Source organism: Limnohabitans sp. T6-5 (assembly GCF_003063315.1).
Taxonomy (GTDB): domain Bacteria; phylum Pseudomonadota; class Gammaproteobacteria; order Burkholderiales; family Burkholderiaceae_C; genus Limnohabitans_A.
In genome coordinates this window covers 533868-558364 of sequence record NZ_NERV01000003.1, presented here as the reverse complement: position 1 = coordinate 558364, position 24497 = coordinate 533868, and the positions used below count along the sequence as shown (strand labels likewise).

At 61.7% G+C, this 24497-nt stretch carries 25 protein-coding genes; 19 read left to right on the top strand and 6 right to left on the bottom strand.

All coding sequences use genetic code 11. The features are described 5' to 3' along the window. The 7 genes from B9Z51_RS14250 to B9Z51_RS14220 all read left to right on the top strand — a co-directional run bounded on the left by B9Z51_RS14250 (position 1) and on the right by B9Z51_RS14220 (position 6761). Positions 1 to 999 (top strand): branched-chain amino acid ABC transporter permease, encoded by a 999-nt coding sequence (locus tag B9Z51_RS14250; RefSeq protein WP_108375785.1) that lies wholly within the window; start codon positions 1 to 3, stop codon positions 997 to 999. Continuing rightward, positions 992 to 1759 carry an ABC transporter ATP-binding protein gene (locus B9Z51_RS14245; RefSeq protein WP_108375784.1) on the top strand — a complete coding sequence of 256 codons (768 nt, stop codon included), beginning with the start codon at positions 992 to 994 and terminating at the stop codon, positions 1757 to 1759. The genes B9Z51_RS14250 and B9Z51_RS14245 overlap by 8 nt, the downstream gene beginning before the upstream one ends. A 1-nt stretch (position 1760) precedes the next feature. Continuing rightward, positions 1761 to 2474, top strand: a complete 714-nt coding sequence (locus B9Z51_RS14240) for an ABC transporter ATP-binding protein (RefSeq protein WP_108375783.1) — start codon at positions 1761 to 1763, stop codon at positions 2472 to 2474. Positions 2475 to 2679: 205 nt separating this feature from the next. Next, positions 2680 to 3498 (top strand): SDR family oxidoreductase, encoded by an 819-nt coding sequence (locus B9Z51_RS14235; RefSeq protein ID WP_108375782.1) that lies wholly within the window; start codon positions 2680 to 2682, stop codon positions 3496 to 3498. Further along, positions 3495 to 4811, top strand: a complete 1317-nt coding sequence (locus B9Z51_RS14230; RefSeq protein ID WP_108375781.1) for an NAD(P)/FAD-dependent oxidoreductase — start codon at positions 3495 to 3497, stop codon at positions 4809 to 4811. Before B9Z51_RS14235 ends, B9Z51_RS14230 begins: the two co-directional genes overlap by 4 nt. A gap of 25 nt (positions 4812 to 4836) precedes the next feature. Further along, entirely contained in the window at positions 4837 to 5769 is a 933-nt protein-coding gene (locus tag B9Z51_RS14225; protein WP_108375780.1) for a bile acid:sodium symporter family protein, read from the top strand. Next, the gene (locus B9Z51_RS14220) at positions 5766 to 6761 is read left to right on the top strand and encodes an SDR family oxidoreductase (protein WP_108375779.1); all 996 of its coding nucleotides are present in this window, start codon (positions 5766 to 5768) and stop codon (positions 6759 to 6761) included. Before B9Z51_RS14225 ends, B9Z51_RS14220 begins: the two co-directional genes overlap by 4 nt. A gap of 214 nt (positions 6762 to 6975) precedes the next feature. On the opposite strand, the gene tsaD is transcribed toward B9Z51_RS14220, so the two are convergent. Next, positions 6976 to 8025, bottom strand: a complete 1050-nt coding sequence (tsaD, locus tag B9Z51_RS14215; RefSeq protein WP_108375778.1) for a tRNA (adenosine(37)-N6)-threonylcarbamoyltransferase complex transferase subunit TsaD — start codon at positions 8023 to 8025, stop codon at positions 6976 to 6978. Between the two features lie 165 nt (positions 8026 to 8190). Between tsaD and B9Z51_RS14210 the strand changes: the two genes are divergently transcribed. Genes B9Z51_RS14210 through cobA form a run of 3 tightly spaced genes read left to right on the top strand, consistent with a single transcriptional unit; the run spans position 8191 to position 10608 of the window. Beyond that, entirely contained in the window at positions 8191 to 8880 is a 690-nt protein-coding gene (locus B9Z51_RS14210) for a substrate-binding domain-containing protein (protein ID WP_108375777.1), read from the top strand. 52 nt (positions 8881 to 8932) lie between these two features. After that, positions 8933 to 9832, top strand: a complete 900-nt coding sequence (gene ybiB / locus B9Z51_RS14205) for a DNA-binding protein YbiB (RefSeq protein ID WP_108375776.1) — start codon at positions 8933 to 8935, stop codon at positions 9830 to 9832. After that, a complete protein-coding gene (gene cobA / locus B9Z51_RS14200; RefSeq protein WP_108375775.1) occupies positions 9829 to 10608 on the top strand; it encodes a uroporphyrinogen-III C-methyltransferase in 780 nt (259 codons plus the stop codon). The genes ybiB and cobA overlap by 4 nt, the downstream gene beginning before the upstream one ends. A 2-nt stretch (positions 10609 to 10610) precedes the next feature. Here the strand turns inward: cobA and B9Z51_RS14195 are convergent, their stop codons facing one another. Next, entirely contained in the window at positions 10611 to 10940 is a 330-nt protein-coding gene (locus B9Z51_RS14195) for a CcdB family protein (RefSeq protein ID WP_108375774.1), read from the bottom strand. Positions 10941 to 10953: 13 nt separating this feature from the next. Then, positions 10954 to 11199, bottom strand: a complete 246-nt coding sequence (locus B9Z51_RS14190) for a type II toxin-antitoxin system CcdA family antitoxin (RefSeq protein WP_108375773.1) — start codon at positions 11197 to 11199, stop codon at positions 10954 to 10956. A gap of 78 nt (positions 11200 to 11277) precedes the next feature. Here B9Z51_RS14190 and B9Z51_RS14185 point away from each other — a divergent pair, with 78 nt between their 5' ends. After that, on the top strand, positions 11278 to 12507 hold the full coding sequence (locus tag B9Z51_RS14185) for an NAD(P)/FAD-dependent oxidoreductase (protein WP_108375772.1): 1230 nt from the start codon (positions 11278 to 11280) through the stop codon (positions 12505 to 12507). Here the strand turns inward: B9Z51_RS14185 and B9Z51_RS14180 are convergent. Continuing rightward, entirely contained in the window at positions 12497 to 14776 is a 2280-nt protein-coding gene (locus B9Z51_RS14180; protein WP_108375771.1) for a patatin-like phospholipase family protein, read from the bottom strand. The genes B9Z51_RS14185 and B9Z51_RS14180 overlap by 11 nt on opposite strands. A 255-nt stretch (positions 14777 to 15031) precedes the next feature. On the opposite strand from B9Z51_RS14180, the gene rpsU reads away from it, so the two are divergent. Continuing rightward, positions 15032 to 15244: a 30S ribosomal protein S21 gene (gene rpsU, locus B9Z51_RS14175; RefSeq protein ID WP_053175654.1), complete on the top strand. Its 213-nt coding sequence runs from the start codon at positions 15032 to 15034 to the stop codon at positions 15242 to 15244. Positions 15245 to 15352: 108 nt separating this feature from the next. Further along, positions 15353 to 15799: a GatB/YqeY domain-containing protein gene (locus B9Z51_RS14170; protein ID WP_108375770.1), complete on the top strand. Its 447-nt coding sequence runs from the start codon at positions 15353 to 15355 to the stop codon at positions 15797 to 15799. A 9-nt stretch (positions 15800 to 15808) separates the two neighbouring features. Here B9Z51_RS14170 and B9Z51_RS14165 read toward each other — a convergent pair whose 3' ends face one another. Next, positions 15809 to 16744 carry a LysR family transcriptional regulator gene (locus B9Z51_RS14165; protein WP_108375769.1) on the bottom strand — a complete coding sequence of 312 codons (936 nt, stop codon included), beginning with the start codon at positions 16742 to 16744 and terminating at the stop codon, positions 15809 to 15811. Between the two features lie 131 nt (positions 16745 to 16875). Between B9Z51_RS14165 and B9Z51_RS14160 the strand changes: the two genes are divergently transcribed. Further along, positions 16876 to 17856 (top strand): tripartite tricarboxylate transporter substrate binding protein, encoded by a 981-nt coding sequence (locus B9Z51_RS14160; protein ID WP_158272900.1) that lies wholly within the window; start codon positions 16876 to 16878, stop codon positions 17854 to 17856. Further along, positions 17857 to 19473 carry a GMC family oxidoreductase gene (locus tag B9Z51_RS14155; protein WP_108375767.1) on the top strand — a complete coding sequence of 539 codons (1617 nt, stop codon included), beginning with the start codon at positions 17857 to 17859 and terminating at the stop codon, positions 19471 to 19473. Here B9Z51_RS14155 and B9Z51_RS14150 read toward each other — a convergent pair. Continuing rightward, complete coding sequence (locus B9Z51_RS14150) at positions 19470 to 20042, bottom strand: MarR family winged helix-turn-helix transcriptional regulator (RefSeq protein WP_108375766.1); 573 nt, start codon at positions 20040 to 20042, stop codon at positions 19470 to 19472. The two genes, B9Z51_RS14155 and B9Z51_RS14150, sit on opposite strands and share 4 nt — an antisense overlap. Before the next feature lie 81 nt (positions 20043 to 20123). Between B9Z51_RS14150 and B9Z51_RS14145 the strand changes: the two genes are divergently transcribed. From B9Z51_RS14145 to B9Z51_RS14130, 4 genes are read left to right on the top strand one after another with little or no spacing between them, the layout of a single operon-like run. Further along, on the top strand, positions 20124 to 21509 hold the full coding sequence (locus tag B9Z51_RS14145) for an aminotransferase class III-fold pyridoxal phosphate-dependent enzyme (RefSeq protein WP_108375765.1): 1386 nt from the start codon (positions 20124 to 20126) through the stop codon (positions 21507 to 21509). 40 nt (positions 21510 to 21549) lie between these two features. Beyond that, entirely contained in the window at positions 21550 to 22506 is a 957-nt protein-coding gene (locus B9Z51_RS14140; protein WP_108375763.1) for a tripartite tricarboxylate transporter substrate binding protein, read from the top strand. Next, a complete protein-coding gene (locus tag B9Z51_RS14135) occupies positions 22503 to 22997 on the top strand; it encodes a tripartite tricarboxylate transporter TctB family protein (RefSeq protein WP_158272899.1) in 495 nt (164 codons plus the stop codon). Before B9Z51_RS14140 ends, B9Z51_RS14135 begins: the two co-directional genes overlap by 4 nt. Before the next feature lie 2 nt (positions 22998 to 22999). Continuing rightward, positions 23000 to 24493: a tripartite tricarboxylate transporter permease gene (locus tag B9Z51_RS14130; RefSeq protein ID WP_108375759.1), complete on the top strand. Its 1494-nt coding sequence runs from the start codon at positions 23000 to 23002 to the stop codon at positions 24491 to 24493. The last annotated feature ends 4 nt before the right edge of the window (positions 24494 to 24497 follow it).

Here is a 24497-nt window from a genome sequence, read left to right as displayed (position 1 = left end):
ATGAGCGCCCCCCAAACCCATCTGGAAATCCTGCCACGCAGCGTGCAGTTGCTGCTCGTGCTGGGCCTTGCGGCTTTGCTTGCCTTCCCCTTTGTCGGAAGCAACTTTTACATCGACATGGTCAACCGCATGATGATCCTGGCCATCTTTGCGATGAGCCTTGATCTGCTGCAAGGCGTCACCGGTCTGGTGTCGCTGGGTCATGCGGCCTACTTTGGCATTGCCGGTTATGCGCTGGCTTTTCTGACGCCGCAAGACAACCCCATCAGCCTCTACAGCAGCCTGCCCATTGCCGTAGGCGCCTCGGCACTCGCTGCACTCATCATTGGCGTTCTGGTGGTGCGCACACAAGGCATTTACTTCATCATGGTCACCATGGCTTTTGCGCAAATGGTGTTCTTCGTGTTTTTTGACAACAAGGTTCTGGGCGGCTCCGACGGTCTCTTCCTGAACTTCAAGCCCGATGCCGTCGTGGTCAACCTGGAAAACAAGCAGGTCTTTTATTTCTTCACACTCGCCTGCCTGGTCGGTGTGTACGGCTTCTTGCGCCGCCTGCTGTGGAGCCCCTTTGGCCGAGCCCTGTCGGGCATCCGCGTGAACGAGCACCGCATGCGCGCTTTAGGTTTTGACACCTTCAGACACAAGCTCGCGGCCTTCACGCTGGCCGGTGCGCTGGCCGGACTGGCGGGTTACCTGTGGGCTGCGCAAAGCGGCTTTGTGAACCCCGAACTCATGGGCTTTCACATGAGCGCGCACGCCATCATGATGGTCATCCTGGGTGGCATGGGCAATTTCGCTGGGGCCATCATTGGCGCCTTTTCTTTTGAAGTCCTGCTGAGTGTCTTCAAGGACCTGCCCGCCATTGGCAACTTTGAAACCGGCAAACACTGGCAAATGTGGATGGGCCTGTTCATCGTGGCCTTGATTGTGTTTGCCCCCAAAGGCATATTGGGAATCATCACCCGCATCTTTGCACGCAAGGAGGCGCACCATGAGTGAGCGCCAAACCCTGATGTCGGCACGCCAGCTGACCAAACGTTTTGGTGGGTTGGCCGCCGTCCAGCAAGTCAACGTCGACCTGTGGCTTGGCCACATCCATGCCGTGATCGGCCCCAACGGGGCGGGCAAATCCACGCTGACCAATTTACTCTCGGGCGACTTGCCCCCCACCAGCGGCACCATCACGCTCAGCGGCACCGACATCACCGGCTGGGCACCCGAAAAAATCTCGCGCCACCGTCTGGGCCGAAGCTACCAAAAGACCAACATCTTCCGCACCTTCAGCGTCTGGGACAACGTGCGCCTGTCAGCGCAGTCGCGTGTGCAACCCTCGCCTTTCAACCCAATGGGCTGGTTCAGCCAAGCCGCCCACATGAAAGTCGTCAACGAACGGGCCGAGCGCGCCATGGAGCTGGCAGGTCTGCAAAACCGCCGCCACACCATCGCAGGCGCGGCCAGTCACGGCGAACAACGCCAGCTGGAAATTGCCATGACGCTGGCCACCGAGCCGTTGGTCCTGTTGCTGGACGAGCCGCTGGCCGGTATGGGCTTGGCGGAGGCAGAAAGCATGGTGCAGCTCTTGCTGCGCCTGAAAAAAGACCACGCCATGATGCTGGTTGAACACGACATCGACGCGATCTTCACCCTGGCCGACCACCTGACGGTGATGGTCAACGGTCAGGTGATCGCCAGCGACAAACCCCAGATCGTGCGCGCCGACAGCGGCGTGCAAGCCGCCTACCTGGGTGAGGAACATTGAGATGAGCGAACTCTTGATCAACGCCCAAGGCCTGAACACTTACTACGGTGCCAGCCACATCCTGCGCGGCATCGACTTCTTTGTCGCCCGCGGCGAAACCATTGGCCTGATGGGCCGCAACGGCATGGGCAAAAGCACACTGCTGAAGTCCATCATGGGCATCGTGCCACCGCAAAGTGGCACCGTGCAAATCAAGGGCCAAGCCATGAATGGTCGCCCCACCTTTGAAGTCGCACAAATGGGCATCGCCTATGTGCCCGAGGGCCGTGGCATCTTCGGCAACCTGAGCGTCGTTGAAAACCTCAAGATGGCGGCCCGCGCTGGCACACAAGGCCAACGCGACTGGACCTATGAACGCGTGCTGGAAACCTTCCCACGCCTGACCGAGCGCCTGAACCACGGCGGCCAGCAGCTGTCAGGCGGCGAGCAACAAATGCTCACGATCGGCCGGGCACTGATGACCAACCCCGATGTGCTGATTCTGGACGAAGCCACCGAAGGACTGGCCCCGCTGATCGCCCGAGAAATCTGGCGCATCTGCAGCCTCATCAAGCAAAGCGGCATCAGCACCATCATCGTGGACAAAAACTGGAAACACGTCACACAGATCACTGACCGCAACGTGATTTTGGTAAAGGGCGAAGTGGCTTATGAAGGCAGCTCCGAACAGCTGCGCGAATCGCCCACTGTGCTCGATCTGCATCTGGGTGTCTGACGCGTAGCCCTCTTGCAACTCCCGAAGAACACGCAAGGTCGGACTCTTCGAGTACCGACCTGCAAGACCGCATACGCCCCGCAGGTCGGTCGTCGAAGACTCCGACATCCGACTGCCGGGCCCGTACAAGGGTCTTTACCGAAGGGCGTGAGCACCTTGACATGCCAAAATCGTTCAGAACAAATTCACGGATTTTCAGCACAACATGTTTCGCAACGCAGTCATCACCGGCGCCTGTGGGGGCCTAGGGCAGTCCCTGGCGCGTCTTCTGATCGAACAAGGCGCCCAAGTGGCCCTGGTCGGCATGAACACCAAGGCCTTGAACGCCTTGGCGGCGCTGGCGCCAAAGCGTTGCCGCATTTACACCCCCGACGTTTCGGATGCAGTCGCCATGCAAGCCATGGGCGCAGACTGGCTACAACACCACGGCGTACCCGATTTGGTCATTGCCAATGCGGGCGTGGCCGGTGGCTTTGACACCGCAGAGGCCACCGACCTGACGGTGATGCGCCGCATGCTGGAGATCAACTTGTTGGGCGTAGCCACCACTTTCCACCCTTTTTTGAGCACCATGCGTGACAGCGGCCAAGGCGGCGCGCTGGTCGGCGTGGCCAGTGTGGCAGGTTGGCGCGGCATGCCAGGCAATGGCGCATATTGCGCCAGCAAAGCGGGCTTGATCGCCTATTTGCAAAGCCTGCGCGCCGAATTGCGGCCCACGCAACTCACCGTTCACACCGTCAGCCCCGGTTATTTGCGCACCGCGCTCACGGCAGGCAACACCTTCGCCATGCCCGGCCTGCTCGGCCCCGACGAAGCCGCCAGCGCTTTGCTGCAAGGGGTGGACCAAGGCCGTGAACACATCGTCTTGCCCCGGCGCATCGGCTGGCTGTCCAAAGCCTTGTCGTTGCTACCCACCCGCTTGCACGACCACATCTTGCTGGGCCAGCCCCGCAAGCCGCGTGCAGGCCAGGCGGGCGCCACCCCCATTCCGGGTCTGCCACCATCCTCATCGTCCCCACCATGAACACCACCCCCACCGAAGAACAAATCGCCCTCATCGGCGCAGGCCCCGCTGGCCTGGCCGGTGCGCGGGCGCTCAGCCTGCACGGCGTGCCCTTTCAGGGCTTTGAAGCCCACACCGAAGTGGGTGGCCTGTGGAACGCAGGCAACCCCCGCTCCACCGTCTACGAGTCCGCCCATCTGATCTCCAGTAAACGCATGACGGAATTCACCGAATTTCCGATGGCTGGTGATGTGGCCGACTACCCCAGCCACCGCGAGTTGCTGCCTTATTTCAAGGCCTATGCCGAGCATTTCGATTTGCTGCGGCATTACCGCTTTGGCGTGCGCGTGGTCCGGGTCGAACCGGTCAGTGATGCCCCCGACACGCTCTGGCGCGTGAGCATCGACCCCGGCAACGGCCCACTGGAGACGGCCAACTACAAAGGCGTGGTCATTGCCAACGGCACCCTGGCCGAGCCCAATATGCCCGCCTTTGAAGGCCAGTTCAGCGGCGAGCTGCTGCACACCTCGGCCTACAAAAGCGCCCGCCAGTTCGACGGCAAGCGCGTGCTCATCGTGGGCGCGGGCAACTCGGGCTGCGACATTGCGGTCGACGCCGTGCACCACGCCCAAAGCATCGACATTTCGGTGCGCCGGGGTTATTACTTCGTGCCCAAATACGTGTTTGGCAAACCGGCCGACACCGTGGGCGGCAAGATCACGCTGCCCATGCGCCTGAAGCAAGCCGTTGACAGCACCATCTTGAAATGGTTCACCGGCGACCCGGTGCGCTTTGGTTTCCCCAAGCCCACCTACAAAATGTACGAGTCGCACCCGGTGGTCAACTCGCTGATCCTGTACCACATCGGCCATGGCGATGTGAAGGTGCGCCCCGACATCGCGCGGATGGACGGCCGCACCGTGCACTTCAAGGACGGCAGCCAAAAAGACTACGACATGGTCATGGCCGCCACCGGCTACAAGCTGCACTACCCCTTCATCGACCGCGCCCTGCTCAACTGGCAAGGCATGGCGCCCAAGCTCTACCTCAACATGCTCTCTCCACAGTTCAGCCGCCTGGCCGTGCTGGGCATGGTCGAGGCCAGTGGCCTGGGCTGGCAAGGCCGCTACGAACAAGCCGAGCTGGTGGCCCGCTACTTCAAGGGACTGGACAGCGGCAGCGCAGCAGCGGCGGCCTTGAACCAGGCCCGCCAAGGCCCCTCGCCCGATGTGTCGGGGGGCTACCGCTACCTGCAACTCGAACGCATGGCTTACTACGTCAACAAAGACGCCTACCGCGCCGCCGTGCGCCAAGCCTCGGCCGCGCTGGCCTGACCACAGCCCCCATAAGGAACACCCCATGCTGCCTGTTGACGAGATCCGCCTGAACTTCAACCCCGCCTCGCTGGCGGTGCTCAATGCAGTGCTGGGCTTTTTGATGTTCGGCATCGCGCTCGATACCCGCATTGAAGACTTTCGCCGTCTCCTGCGCATGCCCATGGCCTTTGCAGTGGGCATTGCGGCGCAGTTTCTGGTCCTGCCCGCCATCACCTTTGGCCTCACGCTCTTGCTGCAGCCTGCGCCCAGCATCGCACTGGGCATGATTTTGGTGGCCTGCTGCCCACCGGGTAACGTGAGCAACATCCTGACCCACCGGGCCAACGGCAATGTGGCGCTCAGCGTGTCCATGACCGCCGTGTCAAACGCCATCTCGGTGTTCGCCATGCCGCTGAACTTTGCCTTCTGGGGCAGCATCCACCCCACGGCGTCCAAGCTGTTGACCAGCATCGCGCTCGATCCGGTGCAGATGTTTGTGCACATCCTCCTGATCATCGGCCTGCCCTTTGTGCTGGGCCTGGCTTGCGTGCACCGCTTTCCGGCTTTTACAGCGCGCTTTAAAAAGCCCTTGCGCATCCTCAGCTTTCTGGCCCTGATCGGCTTCATCATCGGTGCCATCGCGGGCAACTGGCGCTACTTCATGGACTATGTCGGTCTGGTGCTCATGGCGGTGGTGCTGCACGATGCCCTCGCCTTTGCCACCGGCTGGTCGATTGCGCGCTTGGCGCGATTGAGCGACTACGACTGCCGCGCCGTGTCCATCGAAGTGGGCATCCGCAACGCGGGTCTGGGCCTGGTGCTGATCTTCAGCTTCTTCAACGGCTTGGGCGGCATGGCCGTGGTGGCCGGCGTCTGGGGCTTTTGGGACATCATCGCGGGCCTGATCCTGGCCGGTTGGTGGGCGCGCAAACCCTTGAGCAGTGGCGGCCCTGCCGCGGTGGACCCCACAGCGTGAAGGCACCTCAAGCCGCCCGCGTGCTGGTCACCGGGGCCTCTGGATTTTTGGGCCTGGGCCTGATTCGCACCCTCGCAGAACGCCGTACTTGCGCACACGTGGTCGCGGTCGATGTGCGCGAGGTGACACCCGAAAATCGCCTGCCTGGCATCACCTACGTCACGCAAGATGTGCGCGACCCGGCGCTGGAGGGCACCCTTGCCACCCACCGCATCGACACCGTGGTGCACCTGGCCTCCATCGTCACGCCCGGCAAAGACTCGAACCGCGAATTTGAATATTCCGTCGATGTGGGTGGCACCCAAAACGTGCTGCAAGCCTGTGTGCAAAACGGCGTGGCGCACATTGTGGTCTCGTCCAGCGGCGCGGCCTACGGCTACCACGCCGACAACGCGGCCTGGCTCACCGAAGACATGCCGCTGCGCGGCAACGAGAGCTTTGCCTACTCGCACCACAAGCGCCTGGTCGAAGAGATGCTGGCGCAATACCGCCAGAGCCACCCGCAACTGGCGCAAACCGTGCTGCGCATCGGCACCATCCTGGGCGAGCGGGTCAACAACCAGATCACCGCCCTGTTTGAGAAAAAGCGCCTGTTGGCCATCCGTGGCAGTGACAGCCCCTTTGTGTTCATCTGGGACGAAGACGTTACCGGCGCCATCATGCATGCGCTGAGCGGCCAGGCCGAGAGTGGCTGCTTCAACCTGGCCGGTGACGGGGCTCTGACGATCTTCGACATCGCTCAGCGCTTGAACAAACAAGCCCTTGTCTTGCCTGCCTGGCTGCTGCAAACCGCTTTGTTTGTGGGGCACAAACTGGGCATCAGCCGTTACGGCCCCGAGCAACTCGACTTTCTGCGCTACCGGCCTGTGCTTTTAAACACCGCCCTCAAAACGCTGTTCGGCTACTCGCCCAACAAAACCAGTGCGCAAGCATTCGAGGCGTGGCTTTCAGCCCGAGAGCGCCATGGCGCATCTGTGCGCGCTCACCCCTGAAGGACTTCGGAAGAAGTCGGACTCTTCGAGTACCGACCTACCAAAACACCGTGGTGTCCTGTAGGTCGGTGGTCAAAAACCCCGACAAGCGGCTTTTATCCACAAACCTTGAGCAAGAGGCTCTGGTCATTTGCTGACTGTCGGACTCTTCGAGTACCGACCTGCCAAAACGCCCTGCCTCTTTAGGTCGGTGGTCGAAGACCCCGACTTGAGCTCACGGAGCGAGCAGTTCGTGCAAGGGCCAGCGCGGTTTCACGTCGAAGCTGTAGCGAGCTTCAGCTTGCTGGGCACCCGCTTGCAGGCGCATAGCCGCCGCCATGGCGATCATGGCTCCGTTGTCGGTGCACAGATGCAACTCGGGGTAATGCACGCGCACCCCAGCTTTGGCGCAGGCGGCATTGAGCTGCGCACGCAGTTCGCGGTTGGCCCCTACGCCACCAGCCACCACCAAACGCTTCATGCCGCTGGCCTTGAGCGCGTTCATGGATTTTTTGACCAGCACTTCCACAATCGCCGCCTGGGTAGATGCGGCCAAATCGGCACGCTCGGGGGCGCCTTCGGTGTGAGCGGCGGGACCAATCTTCTGGCTTTGCGTGAGCACAGCCGTCTTGAGGCCCGCGAAAGAAAAATCAAAGTCCCCGCTGTGCAGCAGCGGGCGCGGCAGCTTGTAAGCGGCCGGGTTGCCCTGCTCGGCCAGACGCGACAAACCCGGGCCACCCGGGTAAGGCAGGCCCATGAGCTTGGCCGACTTGTCAAAGGCTTCGCCTGCCGCGTCGTCAATGGTTTCACCCAAAAGCTCGTAGCGGCCCACGCCGTCCACCCGCATCAGCTGGGTGTGTCCGCCAGACACCAGCAAAGCAATGAAGGGAAACTCGGGCGGATCGGCGCTCAAAAATGGCGAGAGCAAATGGCCTTCGAGGTGGTGCACGCCCAGCACCGGCTTGCCAAGAGCTGCAGCCAGCGCGCAAGCCACGCCCGAGCCCACCAGCAGCGCCCCAGCCAGACCAGGTCCACGGGTGTAGGCCACCACATCCACATCGGCCAAAGTCGCCCTCGCCTCGGCCATGACCTGGCGCGTGAGCGGCAGCACACGGCGGATGTGGTCGCGGCTGGCCAGCTCGGGCACCACGCCACCATAGGCCTGGTGCATCTCGATCTGGCTGTAAAGCGCGTGCGACAACAAGCGCGGCAAAGCCTCGCCCGTGGTCTCGACCAAAGCCACACCTGTCTCGTCGCAAGAAGATTCGATACCCAAGATTCGCATGACAGGTAGTTTAAGCGGGGCATGAGCGCAGGCCCTGCCCTTGGCCATAATCCTTTGTGGGAGCGACACCCTCGTTGCGATGGTCGCCGTACCACCTGCCACACGAAGCGACCCCATCGCGACGGGGGCGTCGCTCCTGCACCAGTCATCCATTCAAAGCCAAACATGACCACACTCCGACTGATTTCTTCCATGGCCACCAAACCCCTGCTGGCCGATCTGGTGGCGCTTTACAAAGCGCAGGCTCCCGACGTTCAGGTGCTGGTCGAGTCGGTCGGCGGCGTCGATGCCGCCAAGCGCGTGCAAGCGGGCGAAGCCTTTGACGGCGTGGTGCTGGCCAGCGACGCGATCGACAAACTTGTAGCCAGCGGCCATGTGCTGACAGGCAGCCGCGCCGACTTGGTGCGCTCGGGCGTGGCGGTGGCCGTGCCTGCGGGCCAGCCCGTGCCCGACATCTCGACCGAAGCCGCGCTCAAGGCCGCCATCCTGGCCGCGCCCACGCTGGGCTATTCGACAGGCCCGAGCGGCGTGCAACTGGCCAAACAGTTCGAGGCCTGGGGCATCGCGAGTGAAATCGCCCAACGCATCGTGCAAGCCAAACCCGGCGTGCCTGTGGGCTCGCTGGTGGCCCAAGGCGAAGTGGCGCTGGGCTTTCAGCAGCTGAGCGAAATGCTGGGCGTGCAAGGCATCACCATCGTGGGTGGACTGCCCCAGGCGGTGGAGATCATCACCACCTTCTCGGGTTCGGTGGCGGCGTCTTGCGCACAGCCTGAGGCCATGCGCGACCTGCTGGCCTTCTGGCAGTCGCCTGCCTGCGACGCGCTCAAGCGCCAGCATGGCATGGCCCCGGCCTGAACGCCATACCCATATAACCAGCGGTTATCTGGCTTCCAGCACAATCGCGGGCATGGGAATCAGCCACTACATCAAAGAGATCGGCCGCGGCAAAGACGGCGCGCGTGCGCTCAGTCGCACGCAAGCCACCGACCTGATGGGCCAGATACTCGACCAACAGGTGAGCGACCTGGAGTTGGGCGCTTTTTGCATCGCCATGCGCATCAAGGGTGAAACGCCCGAAGAGATGGCCGGGTTTCTGGACGCCACCCATGCCCGGTTGAACAAGGTCAGTTCGGGCCAAGCGCCCACTGTGGTGTTGCCCAGCTACAACGGCGCGCGCAAGCTGCCGGTACTCACCCCGCTTTTGGCGCTGCTGATGGCCCGCGAAGGCGTGGCCGTGGTGGTGCACGGCACAGCCACCGAAGACAAACGCGTGAGCAGCCAGGCGGTGCTGACCGAGTTGGGCATTGTTGCTTCTGGCCACTCACCGCAAGTGAAAGCCGGTGAAGTGGTTTTTCTGCCCACGGGCGAGCTGAACGCCGGGCTGGAACGCCTGCTGGCGGTGCGCCGGGTGGTGGGCCTGCGCAACCCGGGGCACAGCCTGGTCAAACTGATGAAGCCTTGCGACGGCCCTGCCTTGGTGGTGGGCAGCTACACCCACCCTGAATATTTACAGTCGATGTCGGCCACCTTTGCCCTGACGGGCCAGCACGCCCTGCTGTTGCGCGGCACCGAGGGCGAGCCCGTGGCCGATGCCCGCCGCACCCCGGCGATGGACGTTTTCAAAGACGGCCAGACACGGCGCGTGCAAGACCAGAAAGAAGGCTCATTGGTGCAAGTGCCCGAACTGCCCACGACCGACGCTGCTGCCACGGCCATTTACACCGAACATGTTTTGCAAGGCCTGCTGCCGGTGCCCGAGTCGATAGCACTGCAAGTCCAACACATCCTGCATGAGGTGAAAGCATGAACGCAACCACCCCAGGCCGCTGCACCCTGGTCGGTGCGGGCCCCGGCGACCCCGAACTGCTGACCCTCAAAGCCGTGAAAGCCATTGCCAGCGCCACCGTGCTGCTGGTGGACGATCTGGTCAACGACGCAGTGCTCGAACACGCATCCCCCAGCGCCCGCATCGTGCAGGTGGGCAAACGCGGCGGCTGCAAGAGCACACCACAGGCTTTTATCGACAAACTGATGATCACCGCTGTTCAAGAAGGCGAGCATGTGGTGCGCCTCAAGGGAGGCGACCCGTTCATTTTTGGCCGAGGCGGCGAAGAGGTTGAGCACCTTCGCCAAGCGGGCATCGACGTCGAGGTGGTCAACGGCATCACCTCGGGTCTGGCGGGCATGAGCAGCCTGGGCGCACCGCTCACCCACCGCGAGCACGCGCACGGCGTGGTGTTTGTGACAGGCCACGCCAAACCCGGCGACAGCGGAACCGATTGGGCGCAGCTCGCGGCCACGGCCCGCCAGGCCAAGTTGACGCTGGTGATCTACATGGGCGTGAGCAGCCTGGACCACATCTGCCAAGGCTTGCTGCAAGGCCTGCCTGCCCACACCCCTGTGGCCGTGGTGCAGCAGGCCAGCTTGCCCACACAGCGCCAGGCCCTGACCACGCTGGGCGAACTGGTGTCCACCGTGCAGCGCGAGGGCCTGCAAAGCCCGAGCATCATCGTGGTGGGTGATGTGGTGCAGGGTGCGCGGGCCTGGGCTGCGCAGACCAACACTTCACACAAAGTGGCCTGAAATCAGCCCCAGCTGCGCGTGAGCAGCTCATCGAGCGCATCGGCGATCACCTGCCCCTGATCGGCCAGACTGCCCACACACGGCCCGAGCTGGTCGCTGGCGACAGACACCATGTCCAGTGGGTGCAGCACCAGGGTCTGCCCCTTGATTTTGAACACCGGGTTCATGCGGGTGCCCGCCACCTTGGCCCCGGCTGGCAAGGCCGAACGCAGCACGAGTGGCACCACGACCCGGCGGCGGTAACCATCAAACAACGAAGACTGCACCAGCACCACCATGGGCACGGTGGCGCGCATGGGGCCGGGGTTCAGGTGAACGTCGTACTGTGGCATCGCTCAATGCACGTTACAGCGTGGAATGGCCGTCGGCATAAGAACCTACGCCATCGTGCAAGGCATTCCAGTCGGTCACGGCCCGCTGCGCCTGTTCGCGGTGCTGCTGGCGTGACTGCCGCTCAGAGACCACATACGCCTGCAGCATTTCCTCGACCTTGGCCGAGAGGTTGCCGCAATAAGCGCGGGCCTCTTGCACCAGCGCTTCGCTGAGCGAGAGGTTGACAGGTTTTTTGGCGGTGGATTCGAAATTTGACATGGCGCACGTCCCTTTCAAGCAGATTTTATGCGCATTGCATGCGCATGAGCGTCCACCAATCCAGCTACACTCCCCCGCATGAACCAATGGGATGCTGTGATCGTGGGTGCCGGGGCTGCCGGCTTGTTTTGCGCGGGCATTGCAGGCCAGCGCGGCTTGAAGGTACTGGTGCTGGACCACAGTGACAAGGTGGCCGAAAAAATCCGCATCTCGGGTGGCGGGCGTTGCAACTTCACCAACCGGCTGCTCGACGCATCGGCCCCTCAAAAACACTTCATCAGCCAAAACCCTCACTTTTGCCGCTCGGCACTGTCGCGCTACACCCCGCAGGACTTCATCGATCTGGTGCAAAAGCACGGCATCGCCTTCCACGAAAAGCACAAGGGCCAGCTGTTTTGCGACCACTCGGCCGAGGACATCATCCGCATGTTGCTGGCCGAGTGCGATGCGGGCGGCGTGACGCTGCGCACCGGCTGCGGCGTACAAGCCATTCGGCACATCGCCGATGGCGGCTACGAACTGGACACTCCACAGGGCTCGCTGCAAACACGATCGCTGGTGGTGGCGACAGGCGGCTTGTCCATCCCCAAGATCGGCGCCACGGGCTGGGGCTACGAAGTGGCCACGCAGTTTGGCCTGCGCCTGGTGGAGCGTCGGGCTGGCTTGGTGCCCCTGACCTTTGACGGCGCGGCCTGGGCGCCCTATGCCCAACTGGCTGGACTGGCGCTGCCTGTGAGCATCGAGACGGGCGAAAAGAAAACCCGCATGCACTTTGACGAAGACTTGCTGTTCACCCACCGGGGCCTGTCGGGTCCGGCGGTGCTGCAGATCTCAAGCTACTGGAAAGACGGCGCCCCCATTCGCCTGAACCTGGCCCCCGAGGTGCAGCTGCCCGAACGTCTGGCCGAAGTGAAGCTGCGTTCCAAAAAACTGCTGGGCAACGAGCTGGCCACCCTGGTGCCCAGCCGCCTGGCCGAAGCCTGGGTGGGCCAGGACGCGGCCTTGCAGCGCACCTGCGCCGAGGTGCCGGACAAGGCGCTGAACAAGCTGGCTGAGGCGCTGTCGAACTGGAGCCTCATGCCAACGGGCAGCGAGGGCTACAAAAAAGCCGAGGTCACGCTGGGCGGGGTGGACACGCGGGATCTGTCTTCACAGACGATGGAGTCCAAACAGCCGGGCTTGTTTTTCATTGGCGAGGTGGTGGACGTGACCGGCTGGTTGGGCGGCTACAACTTCCAATGGGCCTGGGCCAGCGCCAGCGCCTGTGGGCAGGCACTGTCAGCACAAAGCACACCCGTCAGAAGCTGAAGCGCCTGCCCAGCTGCACAAACAAGGTATAGACATTGCCAGACCCCCTGGCTGTCCCCAGATAGATGTCGCCGATCTTGCTGTCCACAGCCACGAAGGCCGTCGCGCTGTAGCGTGTTCGCATGGCCTCCCCCTGAAGCCAGGCATCACCCGCTTCCAAAACAGCGCCCACATAGGTTTTTTGCTTGAGCAAGCCGCCTTCCGTCAAACGGTACATGTAAGTGCCTTGTACATGGGCCAGCTGATTGCCCGCCAATTGCCCCATGCGGTAGGCCCCCATGAGCTGAAAGCCGCCCAAAAACAGCAAAGTGGGGGATTGGCATTTTTGGCAGTCTTGCGTCAGCCTTTCCTGCGCCAGATTCAGGCCCAAGTTGAATATATGTGGCCCAACACCGTGGGCCACTTTGGCACTCAATCGTCCCGTGCCATAAGAGTTACCAGAGACGCCCTGCTCCACACTGGCGTTCAAGTAATAGCCCCGGGTCGGAAAACTCAGCGAGTCCAGCTGGTCAATTTGCAATTGGGTCTTCAAGCCGGTGTAGCTGAAGTCACTGTTGGAGTTGCCCGCAGAAGCCAGCAGTTCGCTGTAGGTATCCAGGGTTCGGCGAATGCGCCCTGAAGTCAGACCCACTTTGATGTTGGCCTTGCGCTCCAGGTCATAGACCAGCTGGGCATCCCAGGTCTGCACCGTCTGGTTGAAATACGCCAGCTTTTGGGTACTCAGATCGTCACGGTCGATGGCCATGCGGTAAATGGGCAAATGGTTGCTGTCCCAGGACACACCGGTTTCCACACTCCAGCGGCTGGACAAGGGTTGGTACAAGCGTGCCGCCAATTCAGACTGGGTCCCCAAGCGGGCATCCAAAGAAAACTCCAGCCCTGAGGGCGTCAACCAAGGGCGACGATAGCCAAAACCTGTCGAAAACTGCGTTACCCCGCTGTCTTCCGTGGAAAAACCCAAGGTGGTTTTCATGAAGTGCGGGCTGTAGGGCTTTTCCCGCACTTGAACGATCAATTTGTACTGATCTCCTTGCTGTTGCTGCAAGCTGTAACTGACCAGATCAAAGAATCCGCTGGTGTACAGCTCGTCGATGTAACGCTCGGTTTCGACCGCAGAAAATTCCTGTTCCAGCAGGGGCGACAACACCGAGCGGATATAGGCCTGCGACACATCGCTCTGGCCTTTGGCTTCAATGCCCACAATGCGCTTTTCCCGCTGATGAAACGACAAGCGGTTACCCGCTGGCCTTGCCGTTGATTGCGCAAAATGCGTTTTCAAATCGGCCCACCGCACGCCGACCTCTGAAACGGCGACCTGGCCTCGCTGCACGATCTCGGCTGCGCGGTTGAAATCAGCAAACCCCACATCCTGCAAGGACGGTTTGACCAGCACGTCCTGTGGGCGCAACAGGGTCAAATTTCGCTTTTCATTCTGGCGAATCATGATGTCGATCATCCGGTTGGCCACCACCAGCGCATGGTTGGCCTGCTCGGTTTTGCCATCGTCTACGCCGCCTGCCAAAAACGACGCAACGATCACATCTGCACCTTCCTGCAAAGCGACTTCAACAGGCAAGTTGGCCACCAGACCGCCGTCCACATAAGTCTCCCCATCGATTTCCACCGGGGCAAACACGGCAGGGGCGGCCATGCTCGCACGAATGGCCAAATGCAAGGCTCCTTGGTCAAACACCTTCATCTCGCCATCGCGGTAACGCGTTACCACAGCACGAAATGGGATCTTCAGGTTGTTGAAATTCACTTGCGGCGGCACATGCGCCGTCAGCTCTTGCAGCAAAGCCAAAAAGCGTTGTCCATCACTGACCCCGCGGGCAAAGCTCAACCCCCCGCTCTTGATGCCAAACTCCAGCTCCACCGGGTATTTCTGCTGGTACGCACGGGTGCGTGAAGGCAGTTCAAGACGGTTGAGTTGGTCAAGCGCCACTTTGGCGGGATCCAGCCCGCCAATCACGCGCTCGATGTCGTCTGTTGACAAGCCGGTGGCGTACAAACCGCCAATGACAGCCCCCATGCTGGTGCCAACGATGCGAGCAATCGGAATATGGTCTTTTTCCAATTGACGCAATACGGCCAGGTGGGCAAAACCTTTGGCCCCGCCCCCGGCCAGCACCACCACCACGGACGGCGGCTTGGCGGTCGGCAATGCGGCCCCCTGCCCCCAGGCCACGCCTGAGCAGCACACCCACACTGTGAATAGCCATGCTTTAAAGCCCATTGCACACCCACCCATTCGGTTAAATTTATTCATTTATGTTTCATTTTATTGATTTTCACAGATAAAACCGAGGCACTCGCCCTACAGTGGTCACAAGCTGTCACAAAGGCACATGACGCCATGTCGTCCGTCCGTGATGGCCACTCATATGAGGCTATAATCGCAGGCTTTGCTGGCAAACCCCCGTCTGCCAAATACTAGTTCGTGACGGGGAACCGCTGGTATCGGGTGGCAAGGCACGATCTTCCTTGCTTCAGCGACCGGCACACATTTTGGAAAATTGATTCAATGACCACCATCCGCGTGAAAGAAAACGAGCCGTTTGACGTTGCCCTGCGTCGCTTCAAGCGCACCATCGAAAAACTCGGCCTGCTGACAGACCTGCGTGCCCGCGAGTTCTACGAAAAGCCCACGACCGAGCGCAAGCGCAAAAAAGCTGCAGCCGTCAAGCGCCATTACAAGCGCGTTCGCAGCATGCAACTGCCCAAGAAGCTGTACTAAGCACTTCTTGCAAGGCCCTCAACCGGCCTTTGCACAAGCCCGCTGGAGGACGCTCAGGCGGGCTTTGTTGTTTCTGCACCCCTCTTTTTCACCCACAGGAGCCTTACCATGAGCCTGAAAGACCAGATCACCGAAGACATGAAAACCGCGATGCGCGCCAAAGACAGCGAGCGTCTGGGCACCATCCGCTTGCTGCTGGCCGCCATGAAGCAAAAAGAAGTCGACGAGCGCGTGGTGCTTGACGACGTGGCCGTGGTGGCCATCGTGGACAAGCTGATCAAGCAGCGCAAGGACTCGATTGCCGCTTTTGAACAAGCCGCCCGACAGGACCTGGCCGACAAGGAAAAGGCGGAAATGGCGGTTTTGCTGGCTTATCTACCCGCACGCATGTCGGCCGAAGAAGTGGCAGCTGCGGTGCAAGCCATCGTGGCCGAGCTGGGTGCCAAAGGCCCCGGCGACATGGGAAAAGTCATGGGCGCTGTCAAAGCCCAACTGGCGGGCAAAGCCGATATGGGCCAGGTGTCCGCAGCAGTCAAGGCCGCACTGGCAGGCTGAGGCGGTCACTCAGCCCGCCAACAGCGCGCTGTCCTTGAGACACCCCATGAAGACGCTTTGCGGCGTCTTCAGTCGCTCCTGCCGCAATCTGAAGCAGCACATCGGCCCTCTGAGCAGATCTGCGGGCGGCGCAATGGCACGCACTTGGGCACTGGCTTCAAACTGCTTGGCTTGCTGGTGCGCGATGGCCCACAGCATCGGAGTCTGGCGGATCAACTCCAGTGCCAGCAAGGACGAATCGGTTTGCACATCCGGCCCACGGCCTGAACGCTCACCACTGCGGTGAACGGACAGCATCCTGTCCATTTTGGGCCGCAGCGGCGTATGGGCAGGCGGCAGCACCCAGGCTTCCTGGGCCAAATCTGCCCAACTGACTTTCTTTTTTTTGTGCAGTCGGTGCTCCAAGCCGGCCAATATGGTGCTGTGTTCTTCGTACAGGGGAACCACCTCCACCAGATTCAAATCCACCCTGAACTCGGCATGGGCCAGCATCAGATCGATGCGTCCATCCAGCAAATGTTCATAAAGCACCTCCAGGGGCTGCATCTGGGCCAAGAACAACACATCGGGCAACATGTCGCGCGACAGGGCCATGGCGCGGGCCAGCACTTCGGGTGAAAAAGAAGCCAGCACCCCCAGGCGCATTTCCGCGTGCACACCACCGGACAAACCCAAGAGGTCTTCCTCTGCAAGATCAATTTCGGCCAATACCCGATTGGCATGCTGGATCAGACTCAGCCCGGCAACCGTGGGCACCATGCGTTTGGTCGTGCGTTGAAACAAGCTCACCTGCAACTGCGCCTCCAACTGCGACAGCGCTCGCGATGCAGCAGGTTGGGTGGAGTGCAGCAGTTCGGCACAGCGGCTCAGATTGAGTTCACGGCCCAGAACGCTCACCAAGCGCAATTGTTTGAGCGTCAGCACCCGCTGCAGATTCAAAGTCATGCCTGATCATACCCATTCAGGTATGAATGAACTCGGATTTTTCATTTGTCTTGTCCGCTGCTGCTTTCAATAATGGCCAGCAAGCAAGGCCTGACCTTGTCGCGAAAACCCACCCATGGAGACCCCAGAACATGCCAATCAAGCACCTTTTTCGTCCATTCACCCAGGGCCTGATGGCCTGCCTGTTGCTGACGTTGGGGTCTGGCACTTTGGCGCAAGGCTACCCCGTCAAACCCATCCGCATGGTGGTGCCCTGGCCTCCGGGCACACCGGCTGATGTGTCGGGGCGCATCGTGGCCGAGAAATTGAGCGGTGGACTGGGCCAGCCCATCGTGGTGGACAACAAGCCCGGTGCGGCGGGCACCATCGGCATGGCCGATGCCTTGCGCCAACCTGCAGACGGTTACACGCTTTACCTGCTGTCTTCCGCATCCTTGGTGGCACCATTGCTGTTTCCCGCGCAGCCCCTCCCATTCCATCAACTGGAGCCTGTGGGCCACTTGGCCTGGAGCTACAACGTGCTGGTGGCCCCGGTGAGCAGCGCCTTGAAAGGCCCCTCGGACATCGTCCAAACAGCCAAGGCCAAACCCGGCAGCCTGAGCTTTGCCTCGGGCGGCAACGGCACACCCGCCCATTTGGCCGGTGAACTGTTCAAACAACAAACGGGCACCGTGACAACCCATGTGCCCTACAACCAGTTTGGCCTGGCCATTGGCGACCTGATCGCGGACCGCACCAACTTCATGTTTCTGACCGCCTCAGCCGCCATCCCGCAAATCAATGGCGGCAAACTCAAACCCATGGCCGTCACGGGCGCCAAACGACTGCCTGCCCTGAAAGACGTGCCCACCATGGCCGAGCAAGGTTTCGGCGATTTTGTGCTGCGTTCTTTCGACGGCATGATGGTCAAGACCGGCACGCCCAAAGAAGTGGTGGAACGCCTGAACACCGAACTGAACAAAGCCTTGAGTCTGCCCGATGTGCGCGAACGCCTGGCGGCACTGGCCCTGGAGACCGAGCCGATGAGCAGCACACAATTTGGCGCCGTGATTGCCGCTGAAACCGAGAAATGGCAACGCATCGGCCGGGCAGCCCAAATCAAGGCCGATTGAATGTCTGCCGTCATCCCAGAAACCGACATCATCATCATTGGTGCGGGCTCGGCCGGCTGCACCCTGGCGGCCCGCCTGAGTGAAGACCCGCATCTGCAAGTCACCCTCATCGAAGCGGGAACACCCTCCCAATACCCTTGGCTGAACATCCCGATCGGTTACTTCAAAACCGTGGGAAACCCGGCTCACGACTGGCAATTTGAAACCCAGCCCGAAGTTGGCATGGCCGATCGCCGTCTGCCCTGGCCGCGAGGCAAGGGCCTGGGTGGCTCCAGCCTGATCAACGGCATGCTTTACTTGAGGGGCCATCGCCAAGACTACGACCATTGGCAGGCGCTGGGCAACGCAGGCTGGTCCTGGGCCGATGTCCTGCCTTACTTTCAGCGCGCCATGCACAGCGACCACCCCCTGCCCGGTGATGGGCAAGGTGGGCCATTGCAGGTGTCTGAATTGCCACACGATCCACTGTCAGATGCCTTTATCACTGCGGCAGGCCGCTCCGGCATCGCCCCCACCGCCGACTTCAACGGCGGCGACAACTCGGGCGCAGGCTACTTCCGCATGAACACGCACCGAGGTCAGCGCATGAGCACCGAGCGGGCTTATTTGCGGCGCGCCATGCAAAGACCCAACCTGCACGTCATCAGTGGCGCGCAGGTCACGCGGGTGTTGCTGCAAGGCCAACGCGCACATGGCGTGGCCTGGGTCAAAGAGGGGCAAGCCCACAGCCTTCACGCCCGGCATGAAGTGGTGCTGAGTGCAGGCGCCATCCAGTCGCCACAACTGTTGCAACTGTCGGGGATCGGGCCCAGTGACTTGCTGCTGCAGCACCACATCAGCCCGGTCATCCATTTACCGGGCGTGGGCGAAAACCTGCAAGACCACCTGCAGGTTCGTCCCTCGTTTCGTTGCCAGGGGGTCGAGACCCTGAACGATGTGGCCAACAGCACTTGGCGCAGTGCGCGTGACTTTGTGCGCTACCAACTCACCCGCACCGGCCCTCTGGCCACAGGGGTGTACCGTGCTGGTGCTTTTCTGTCGCTGGACAACGCCGAACAAGCCGACTGGCCAAATGTGCAAATCCATTTCGGTCTGGTCAGTTTCGATCGTCCGCATCAGCCGCCCCACCCTTTTCCGGGCATCACGCTGTCAGCATGCATGCTGCGCCCCGAAAGCCGAGGGCGCATTCAGATTGGCAGCGCCGACCCTCTGGCGCGCCCCCACATCCATGCAGGCTATCTGAGCGCCGAAAACGATCAACGCTTGGCCGTGCGCATGGTGCGCAAGATGCGCGAAATCGCCAGTCAAGCGCCGCTGTCAAACTTCATCGTGCAAGAACACGAGCCCGGCGTGGCCAAGCAAAGCGATGCCGACATCCTGGACTGGGTGCGCCGCCGGGCAGGCAGCATTTTTCACCCAGTGGGCACTTGCGCCATGGGGCCAGCCAACAAGCCCATGGCCGTCGTGGATGCGCGCTTGCGCGTGCACGGGCTGCAGGGATTGCGGGTGGTCGATGGCTCGGTCATGCCGCGCATTGTGTCGGGCAACACCAATGCCCCCATCATCATGCTGGCTGAAAAAGCCGCTGACCTGATCCGCGAGGACCTGCGCGCCTAAGCCTCGCGCGGTGGCATGCCCCAGCGGGCGCGGCTGCCCCCTTGCCTGCGTCCGGCAACGCCTTCGGGCTTGTGCTGTTGCGCCACGGCCAAGGCCCGTGCCTGCATGGCACTCAAACTGTGCGCCAGGGCCTGCCGATCGGCAGGCGCCAAATCCTGCAGCACCTCCTGGTGCACCTGCACGACACGCGGGAACAGCTGCTCGAACAGGGCCACGCCAGACTGCGTCAACAAGACACGAGCCCTGCGGCCATCGCCTGGAACAGCTTGGCGCTCAACAAGCCCTTTGCTCATCAGGCCACGCAAGGTTTTGGAAGCCTGAGATCTGTCCACGGTTGTGCGGGCCGCCAGGTCCGACGGCGACATGGCGTCCAGCTCGGCCAACATGGCCACAAATTGCCACTCTTCGCGGGTGATGCCGTATTCGTTTTCGCAGATGCGGGTGACCAGCGAACCGCTGATGCCCAGAAGCTCGGACAGCCGGAAGTTGAGCAGATCGAAAATCGATTGCGGATTTTCAAATTGGGGCAACTGGCTGGGCGTCGCCAGCGATGGCTTGGGAAAACCCATGGTGGACACGACCTGTCTACGGGAAAGACCTGAGGATAATGGATTTTTTCCATTACCTGCTTGCTGCCTATGCTAGAGCGCATGAGCACAACACCCCTCGACGCCTCCATTCAATCGCCCATCGACATCCGCAGCGCCAACGCGCAGCACATGTACCACCCCATGATCGACCCCAAGGCGGTGCAAGCTGCGCCGCCCCTGATCATTGACCGGGGCGAAGGCGTCTACGTTTACGACATCGACGGCAAGCGTTATCTGGACACCGTGGCCTCTCTTTGGAATGTGAACGTGGGGCACAACCGCCCCGAAGTCATCAACGCCATCAAGGCACAGCTGGACAAGCTGGCTTATTACTCCACCTTTCAAAACACCTCCAACCCGCCCGCCATCGAATTGTCGGCGCGGCTGATGCGCATGTTCGCACCAGAAAAAATGAACAAGGTGTTCTTTTCCTCCGGCGGCTCGGACGCGGTGGAAACCGCGCTCAAGCTGGCACGCCAATACTGGAAGCTGAACGGCCAGCCCGAGCGTCACCAGTTCATCTCGCTCAAATGGGGCTACCACGGGGTGCACTTTGGCGGCGCGTCCATCAACGGCAACCCGATGTTCCGCAGTGCCTACGAGCCCTTGCTGCCGGGCTGCCACCTGGCCGAAACGCCCTACACCTACCGCAACCCCTGGAACGAAAGCGATCCAGCCCAGCTGGCCCAGTTGTGTCTGAACCAATTGGCCCAACTGATCGAGCAAGTCGGGGCGCACAACATCGCCGCCTTGGTGGCCGAGCCGGTGCAAGGCGCAGGCGGCGTGATCGTGCCGCACGACAGCTACTGGCCAGGCCTGCGGCAACTGCTGGACCAGCACGGCATCTTGCTGATCAGCGACGAGATCGTGACCGGCTTCGGCCGCATTGGCGCCATGTGCGGTGCCCGCGCTTGGGGCGTGGCCCCCGACATCATGGCCATGGCCAAGGGCATCAATTCGGGTTATGTGCCCCTGGGTGCCACCCTCATCAACGAACGCGTGGCCAGCGCCTGGAACCAGCCCGGCGTGCCCGCTGCGCTGATGCACGGCTACACCTATTCGGGCCATGCGCTGGCGTGCGCTGCGGCCAACGCCAACCTGGACATCGTGGCCAGCGAAGACCTGCCCGGCAACGCCAGCCGCGTGGGGGCATACATGCAAGACAAGTTGCAGGAACTGATGCACTACGCCCATGTGGGCGAGGTGCGTGGCAAGGGCATGATGGCCGCCATCGAACTGGTCACCGACAAAGCCAGCAAAAACATGCTCATGCCACCCTCGCCTTACATCCAGACCCTGGTCGGCACCGCGCGCAGCGAAGGCGCCATCATCCGCGTGCAAGGCAATCGGCTGATCCTGTCGCCACCGCTGGTCTTTACCCGCGAGAACGTGGACGAAGCCCTCAGGGTTTTACACCTTGCGTTCACAGCGGCCGAAAAAGTTTAATCCCCCCATACCCATTACCCTCACCTTTCTGGAGACAAGCATGACTCACCGCATCCGCCTCATCGCTTTGGCCGCCCTGGCCGCTGCCGCTGCCCTGCCCGCCATGGCCCAAGACAAATGGCCCAGCAAACCCATCGAGATCATCTACCCCTACCCACCAGGCAACGACATGGACGTGGTGACCCGCCTGCTGGCCGAGGGCATGAGCAAGCGCCTGGGCGTGCCGGTGCAAGTGATCAACAAGCCCGGCGGCGGCGGTGTGGTCGGCTTTGCCGAGATGACCCGCGCCAAACCTGACGGCTACACCATCGGCACCTGGACGCCTGGCCCCGGCATCTCACAGATCGTGGCGGGCAACACCCCCTACAAAATCAGCGATTACCAGTCGGTCGGCGGCATGCTGATCAACGACTTTGTGCTGGCTGCACGTGGCGACATTCCGGCCACCAACCTCAAGGAATTCGCCGCCTGGGCCAAGAAAAGCGGCAAGCCCGTGGTGATTGGCAGCTATGCGCCTGCTGCTGTGCCTGCACTGATCGCCGCCAAAATTGCCAAGAAAGACGGCTGGGCCTACAAAGTGGTGGCCTTCCCCAACCCCAGCGCCAAAGAGTTGGTGGCCGGTGATGCCGACGTGACCACCGCCGGGGCAGAAGGCGCCATGTCCTATGCCAAGGCCGGGCAAATCAAGATCCTGTCGGCCTGGGGCCCGCAACGCAACCCCGTGTTCCCGAACGCAGCAACCCCCACTGAAGAAGGCTATGGCGACTTGTACACCTGGGGCGGCATGGCAGCGCCTGCTGGCGTGCCCAAGGACATCATCAACAAGCTCTCCAGCGTGATGATGGAATCGCTCAATGACAAAGCGGTGCAGGACCAGTTCAAGAAAGCCGGTATCCCGGCCTTCCCCATGACCGCTGACCAGATGAGCAAGCGCGTGACTGAAGACGCCAAATGGATTGGCGAGTTGATGACCGAACTGGGCATGACCAAGAAGTGACCCACACAGCGGATTCATCGCGACGCGGCTGGTCCTGGGACCGGGTCTTGCTGCTGGTGCTGGCGTTGCTGGCCTGCGGCCTGGCGCTGGCCAGCCCTCAGCTCATCGTGCCCTACCCCCAAGCCATGGCCTGGTTCGAGTCGGCCGCCTTCTTTCCCTTGCTGGCCCTGACCTTGATGGCCTTGGCCGGGGTCGTTGAGGTCTTCAACCGACGGCATGCCATCGAACTCAAGGACTCAGAAGAACTGGACTCCAGCCAGGCCTGCATGGGGCTGGCCTGGGCCATGCTGGGGCTGTTTGGCTTGTACATGCTGGCCGTGCCCTGGCTGGGCTACCTGAGCAGCACTTTGCTCTTTTTGGTGGCCAGCAGCCGCCTGCTGGGCTTTGCCTGGCGCACCACCTGGGCGCTGAGCCTGCCCTTGGCGCTGGTCATGTGGTGGGTGTTTTTGAAACTTCTCAAAGTCCACTTCGGACATGGCTGGTTGATCTGAGCATGGAATTTTTTGACAGTCTGTCGCAAGGTTTTGCGGCCTTGGGCACATGGCAAATCGTGCTGTCTTTGTTGGTGGGCTCGGCCTTGGGCATCGTGGTGGGTGTGCTGCCCGGCGTGGGGCCAGGCGTCACGATTGCCGTGCTGCTGCCCTTCACCTACGGGATGGCGCCGTTAGCGGGCATTTCCCTCTTGCTGGGTGTGTACTGTGGCGCCTTTTACGGCGGCGCGGTCACCTCCATCCTGATCCGCACGCCCGGCGAAGCCTCGTCCATCATGACCATGTTTGATGGCTACCCCATGGCCCGGCAAGGTCAGGCGCAAAGGGCCTTGTCGCTGGCCTTCATGTCGGCCTTCATTGGCGGCATCGTGAGCGCTTTGCTGCTGGGCCTGGCTGCCCGCCCACTGGCCGGTTTTGCCGCCAAATTTGGCGCGCCCGAAAGCGTGATGGCCATCTTGCTGGCCAGCCTGTGTGTGGGCAAGGCCTACCAGCGCCAATTTGCCTCGGCCATGATGATGATGTGCTTCGGCTTCTTCCTGGCCACCGTGGGCATCGACCCCAACTCCAACGAGCAGCGCTACACCCTGGGCCTGCAGGGCCTGCTCAGCGGCATCCCGCTGGTGCCAGTGGCAGTGGGCATGTTTGGCATGGCGCAGGCCCTGGTCATGGTCAGCTCGCCCGTGCCCACGTTTGACCCGTCGCTGATTGGCCGTGCAGGCGTGTCCTGGCGCGCGTTTCTGGAGCCCTTCAAATACCCCAAAACCTTGGGCAAGGGCCTGTTTCTGGGCTCGGCCATCGGCGTTTTGCCCGCTGTGGGCGCGGCCTTGTCCACCTCGCTGGCTTACTTTTGGGCACAGCGCGGCGCCAAAGACCCCACGCCTTTTGGCGAAGGCAACCCCGAAGGCATCGTGGCCGCCGAGAGCGCCAACAACTCCAACTCGGGCGGCGCCATGATCACGGTGCTGACCCTGGGCATTCCGGGCGACGCGATCACCGCCATCATCATGGGCGTGTTTGTGGTGCACGGCATCGTGCCCGGCCCCTCGCTGTTCATGGACCGGCCCGAAATTATCAATGGCGTGCTGTCGGCCCTGCTGGTCATCAACGTGGTCATCCTGGCCCTGCTGGTGGTGTGCGTCAAACCGTTGGCCCGCCTGGCCTATGTGAACCCGCGCATCCTGGGCCTGGCGATTTTGGCGCTGTGCTTTGTGGGGGCCTACTCGGCGGCCAATTCCATGTATTACGTGCTGATTGCCACCGTGTTCGGGGTCTTCGGGCTGGTGTGTGCACGGGCCAATATTCCCACCATTCCACTCATTTTGGGCATGGTCATGGGCGACACGCTGGAGTCGGCCTTGCGGCAGGCGCTGGGCCGCAGTGACGGCTCGTTGATGCCCTTTGTCACACGCCCCATTTCGGCCGCGATTTTGGCCGTCATGGTTCTGATGCTGATCTGGCCCGGGCTGTCCCGACTTGTCTCTTCCCGCAAAGCCTGACCCC

Bases quoted from the DNA above. Each gene is read 5' to 3' on its own strand.
- rpsU (WP_053175654.1), top strand. From the start codon at position 15,032: ATGACCACCATCCGCGTGAAAGAAAACGAGCCGTTTGACGTTGCCCTG.
- cobA (WP_108375775.1), top strand. From the start codon at position 9,829: ATGAACGCAACCACCCCAGGCCGCTGCACCCTGGTCGGTGCGGGCCCC.
- B9Z51_RS14225 (WP_108375780.1), top strand. From the start codon at position 4,837: ATGCTGCCTGTTGACGAGATCCGCCTGAACTTCAACCCCGCCTCGCTG.
- B9Z51_RS14230 (WP_108375781.1), top strand. From the start codon at position 3,495: ATGAACACCACCCCCACCGAAGAACAAATCGCCCTCATCGGCGCAGGC.
- B9Z51_RS14240 (WP_108375783.1), top strand. From the start codon at position 1,761: ATGAGCGAACTCTTGATCAACGCCCAAGGCCTGAACACTTACTACGGT.
- B9Z51_RS14185 (WP_108375772.1), top strand. From the start codon at position 11,278: ATGAACCAATGGGATGCTGTGATCGTGGGTGCCGGGGCTGCCGGCTTG.
- B9Z51_RS14145 (WP_108375765.1), top strand. From the start codon at position 20,124: ATGAGCACAACACCCCTCGACGCCTCCATTCAATCGCCCATCGACATC.
- B9Z51_RS14245 (WP_108375784.1), top strand. From the start codon at position 992: ATGAGTGAGCGCCAAACCCTGATGTCGGCACGCCAGCTGACCAAACGT.
- B9Z51_RS14235 (WP_108375782.1), top strand. From the start codon at position 2,680: ATGTTTCGCAACGCAGTCATCACCGGCGCCTGTGGGGGCCTAGGGCAG.
- B9Z51_RS14195 (WP_108375774.1), bottom strand. From the start codon at position 10,940: ATGCCACAGTACGACGTTCACCTGAACCCCGGCCCCATGCGCGCCACC.
- B9Z51_RS14210 (WP_108375777.1), top strand. From the start codon at position 8,191: ATGACCACACTCCGACTGATTTCTTCCATGGCCACCAAACCCCTGCTG.
- B9Z51_RS14180 (WP_108375771.1), bottom strand. From the start codon at position 14,776: ATGAATAAATTTAACCGAATGGGTGGGTGTGCAATGGGCTTTAAAGCA.
- B9Z51_RS14170 (WP_108375770.1), top strand. From the start codon at position 15,353: ATGAGCCTGAAAGACCAGATCACCGAAGACATGAAAACCGCGATGCGC.
- ybiB (WP_108375776.1), top strand. From the start codon at position 8,933: ATGGGAATCAGCCACTACATCAAAGAGATCGGCCGCGGCAAAGACGGC.
- tsaD (WP_108375778.1), bottom strand. From the start codon at position 8,025: ATGCGAATCTTGGGTATCGAATCTTCTTGCGACGAGACAGGTGTGGCT.
- B9Z51_RS14140 (WP_108375763.1), top strand. From the start codon at position 21,550: ATGACTCACCGCATCCGCCTCATCGCTTTGGCCGCCCTGGCCGCTGCC.
- B9Z51_RS14165 (WP_108375769.1), bottom strand. From the start codon at position 16,744: ATGACTTTGAATCTGCAGCGGGTGCTGACGCTCAAACAATTGCGCTTG.
- B9Z51_RS14150 (WP_108375766.1), bottom strand. From the start codon at position 20,042: ATGGGTTTTCCCAAGCCATCGCTGGCGACGCCCAGCCAGTTGCCCCAA.
- B9Z51_RS14190 (WP_108375773.1), bottom strand. From the start codon at position 11,199: ATGTCAAATTTCGAATCCACCGCCAAAAAACCTGTCAACCTCTCGCTC.
- B9Z51_RS14130 (WP_108375759.1), top strand. From the start codon at position 23,000: ATGGAATTTTTTGACAGTCTGTCGCAAGGTTTTGCGGCCTTGGGCACA.
- B9Z51_RS14250 (WP_108375785.1), top strand. From the start codon at position 1: ATGAGCGCCCCCCAAACCCATCTGGAAATCCTGCCACGCAGCGTGCAG.
- B9Z51_RS14155 (WP_108375767.1), top strand. From the start codon at position 17,857: ATGTCTGCCGTCATCCCAGAAACCGACATCATCATCATTGGTGCGGGC.
- B9Z51_RS14160 (WP_158272900.1), top strand. From the start codon at position 16,876: ATGCCAATCAAGCACCTTTTTCGTCCATTCACCCAGGGCCTGATGGCC.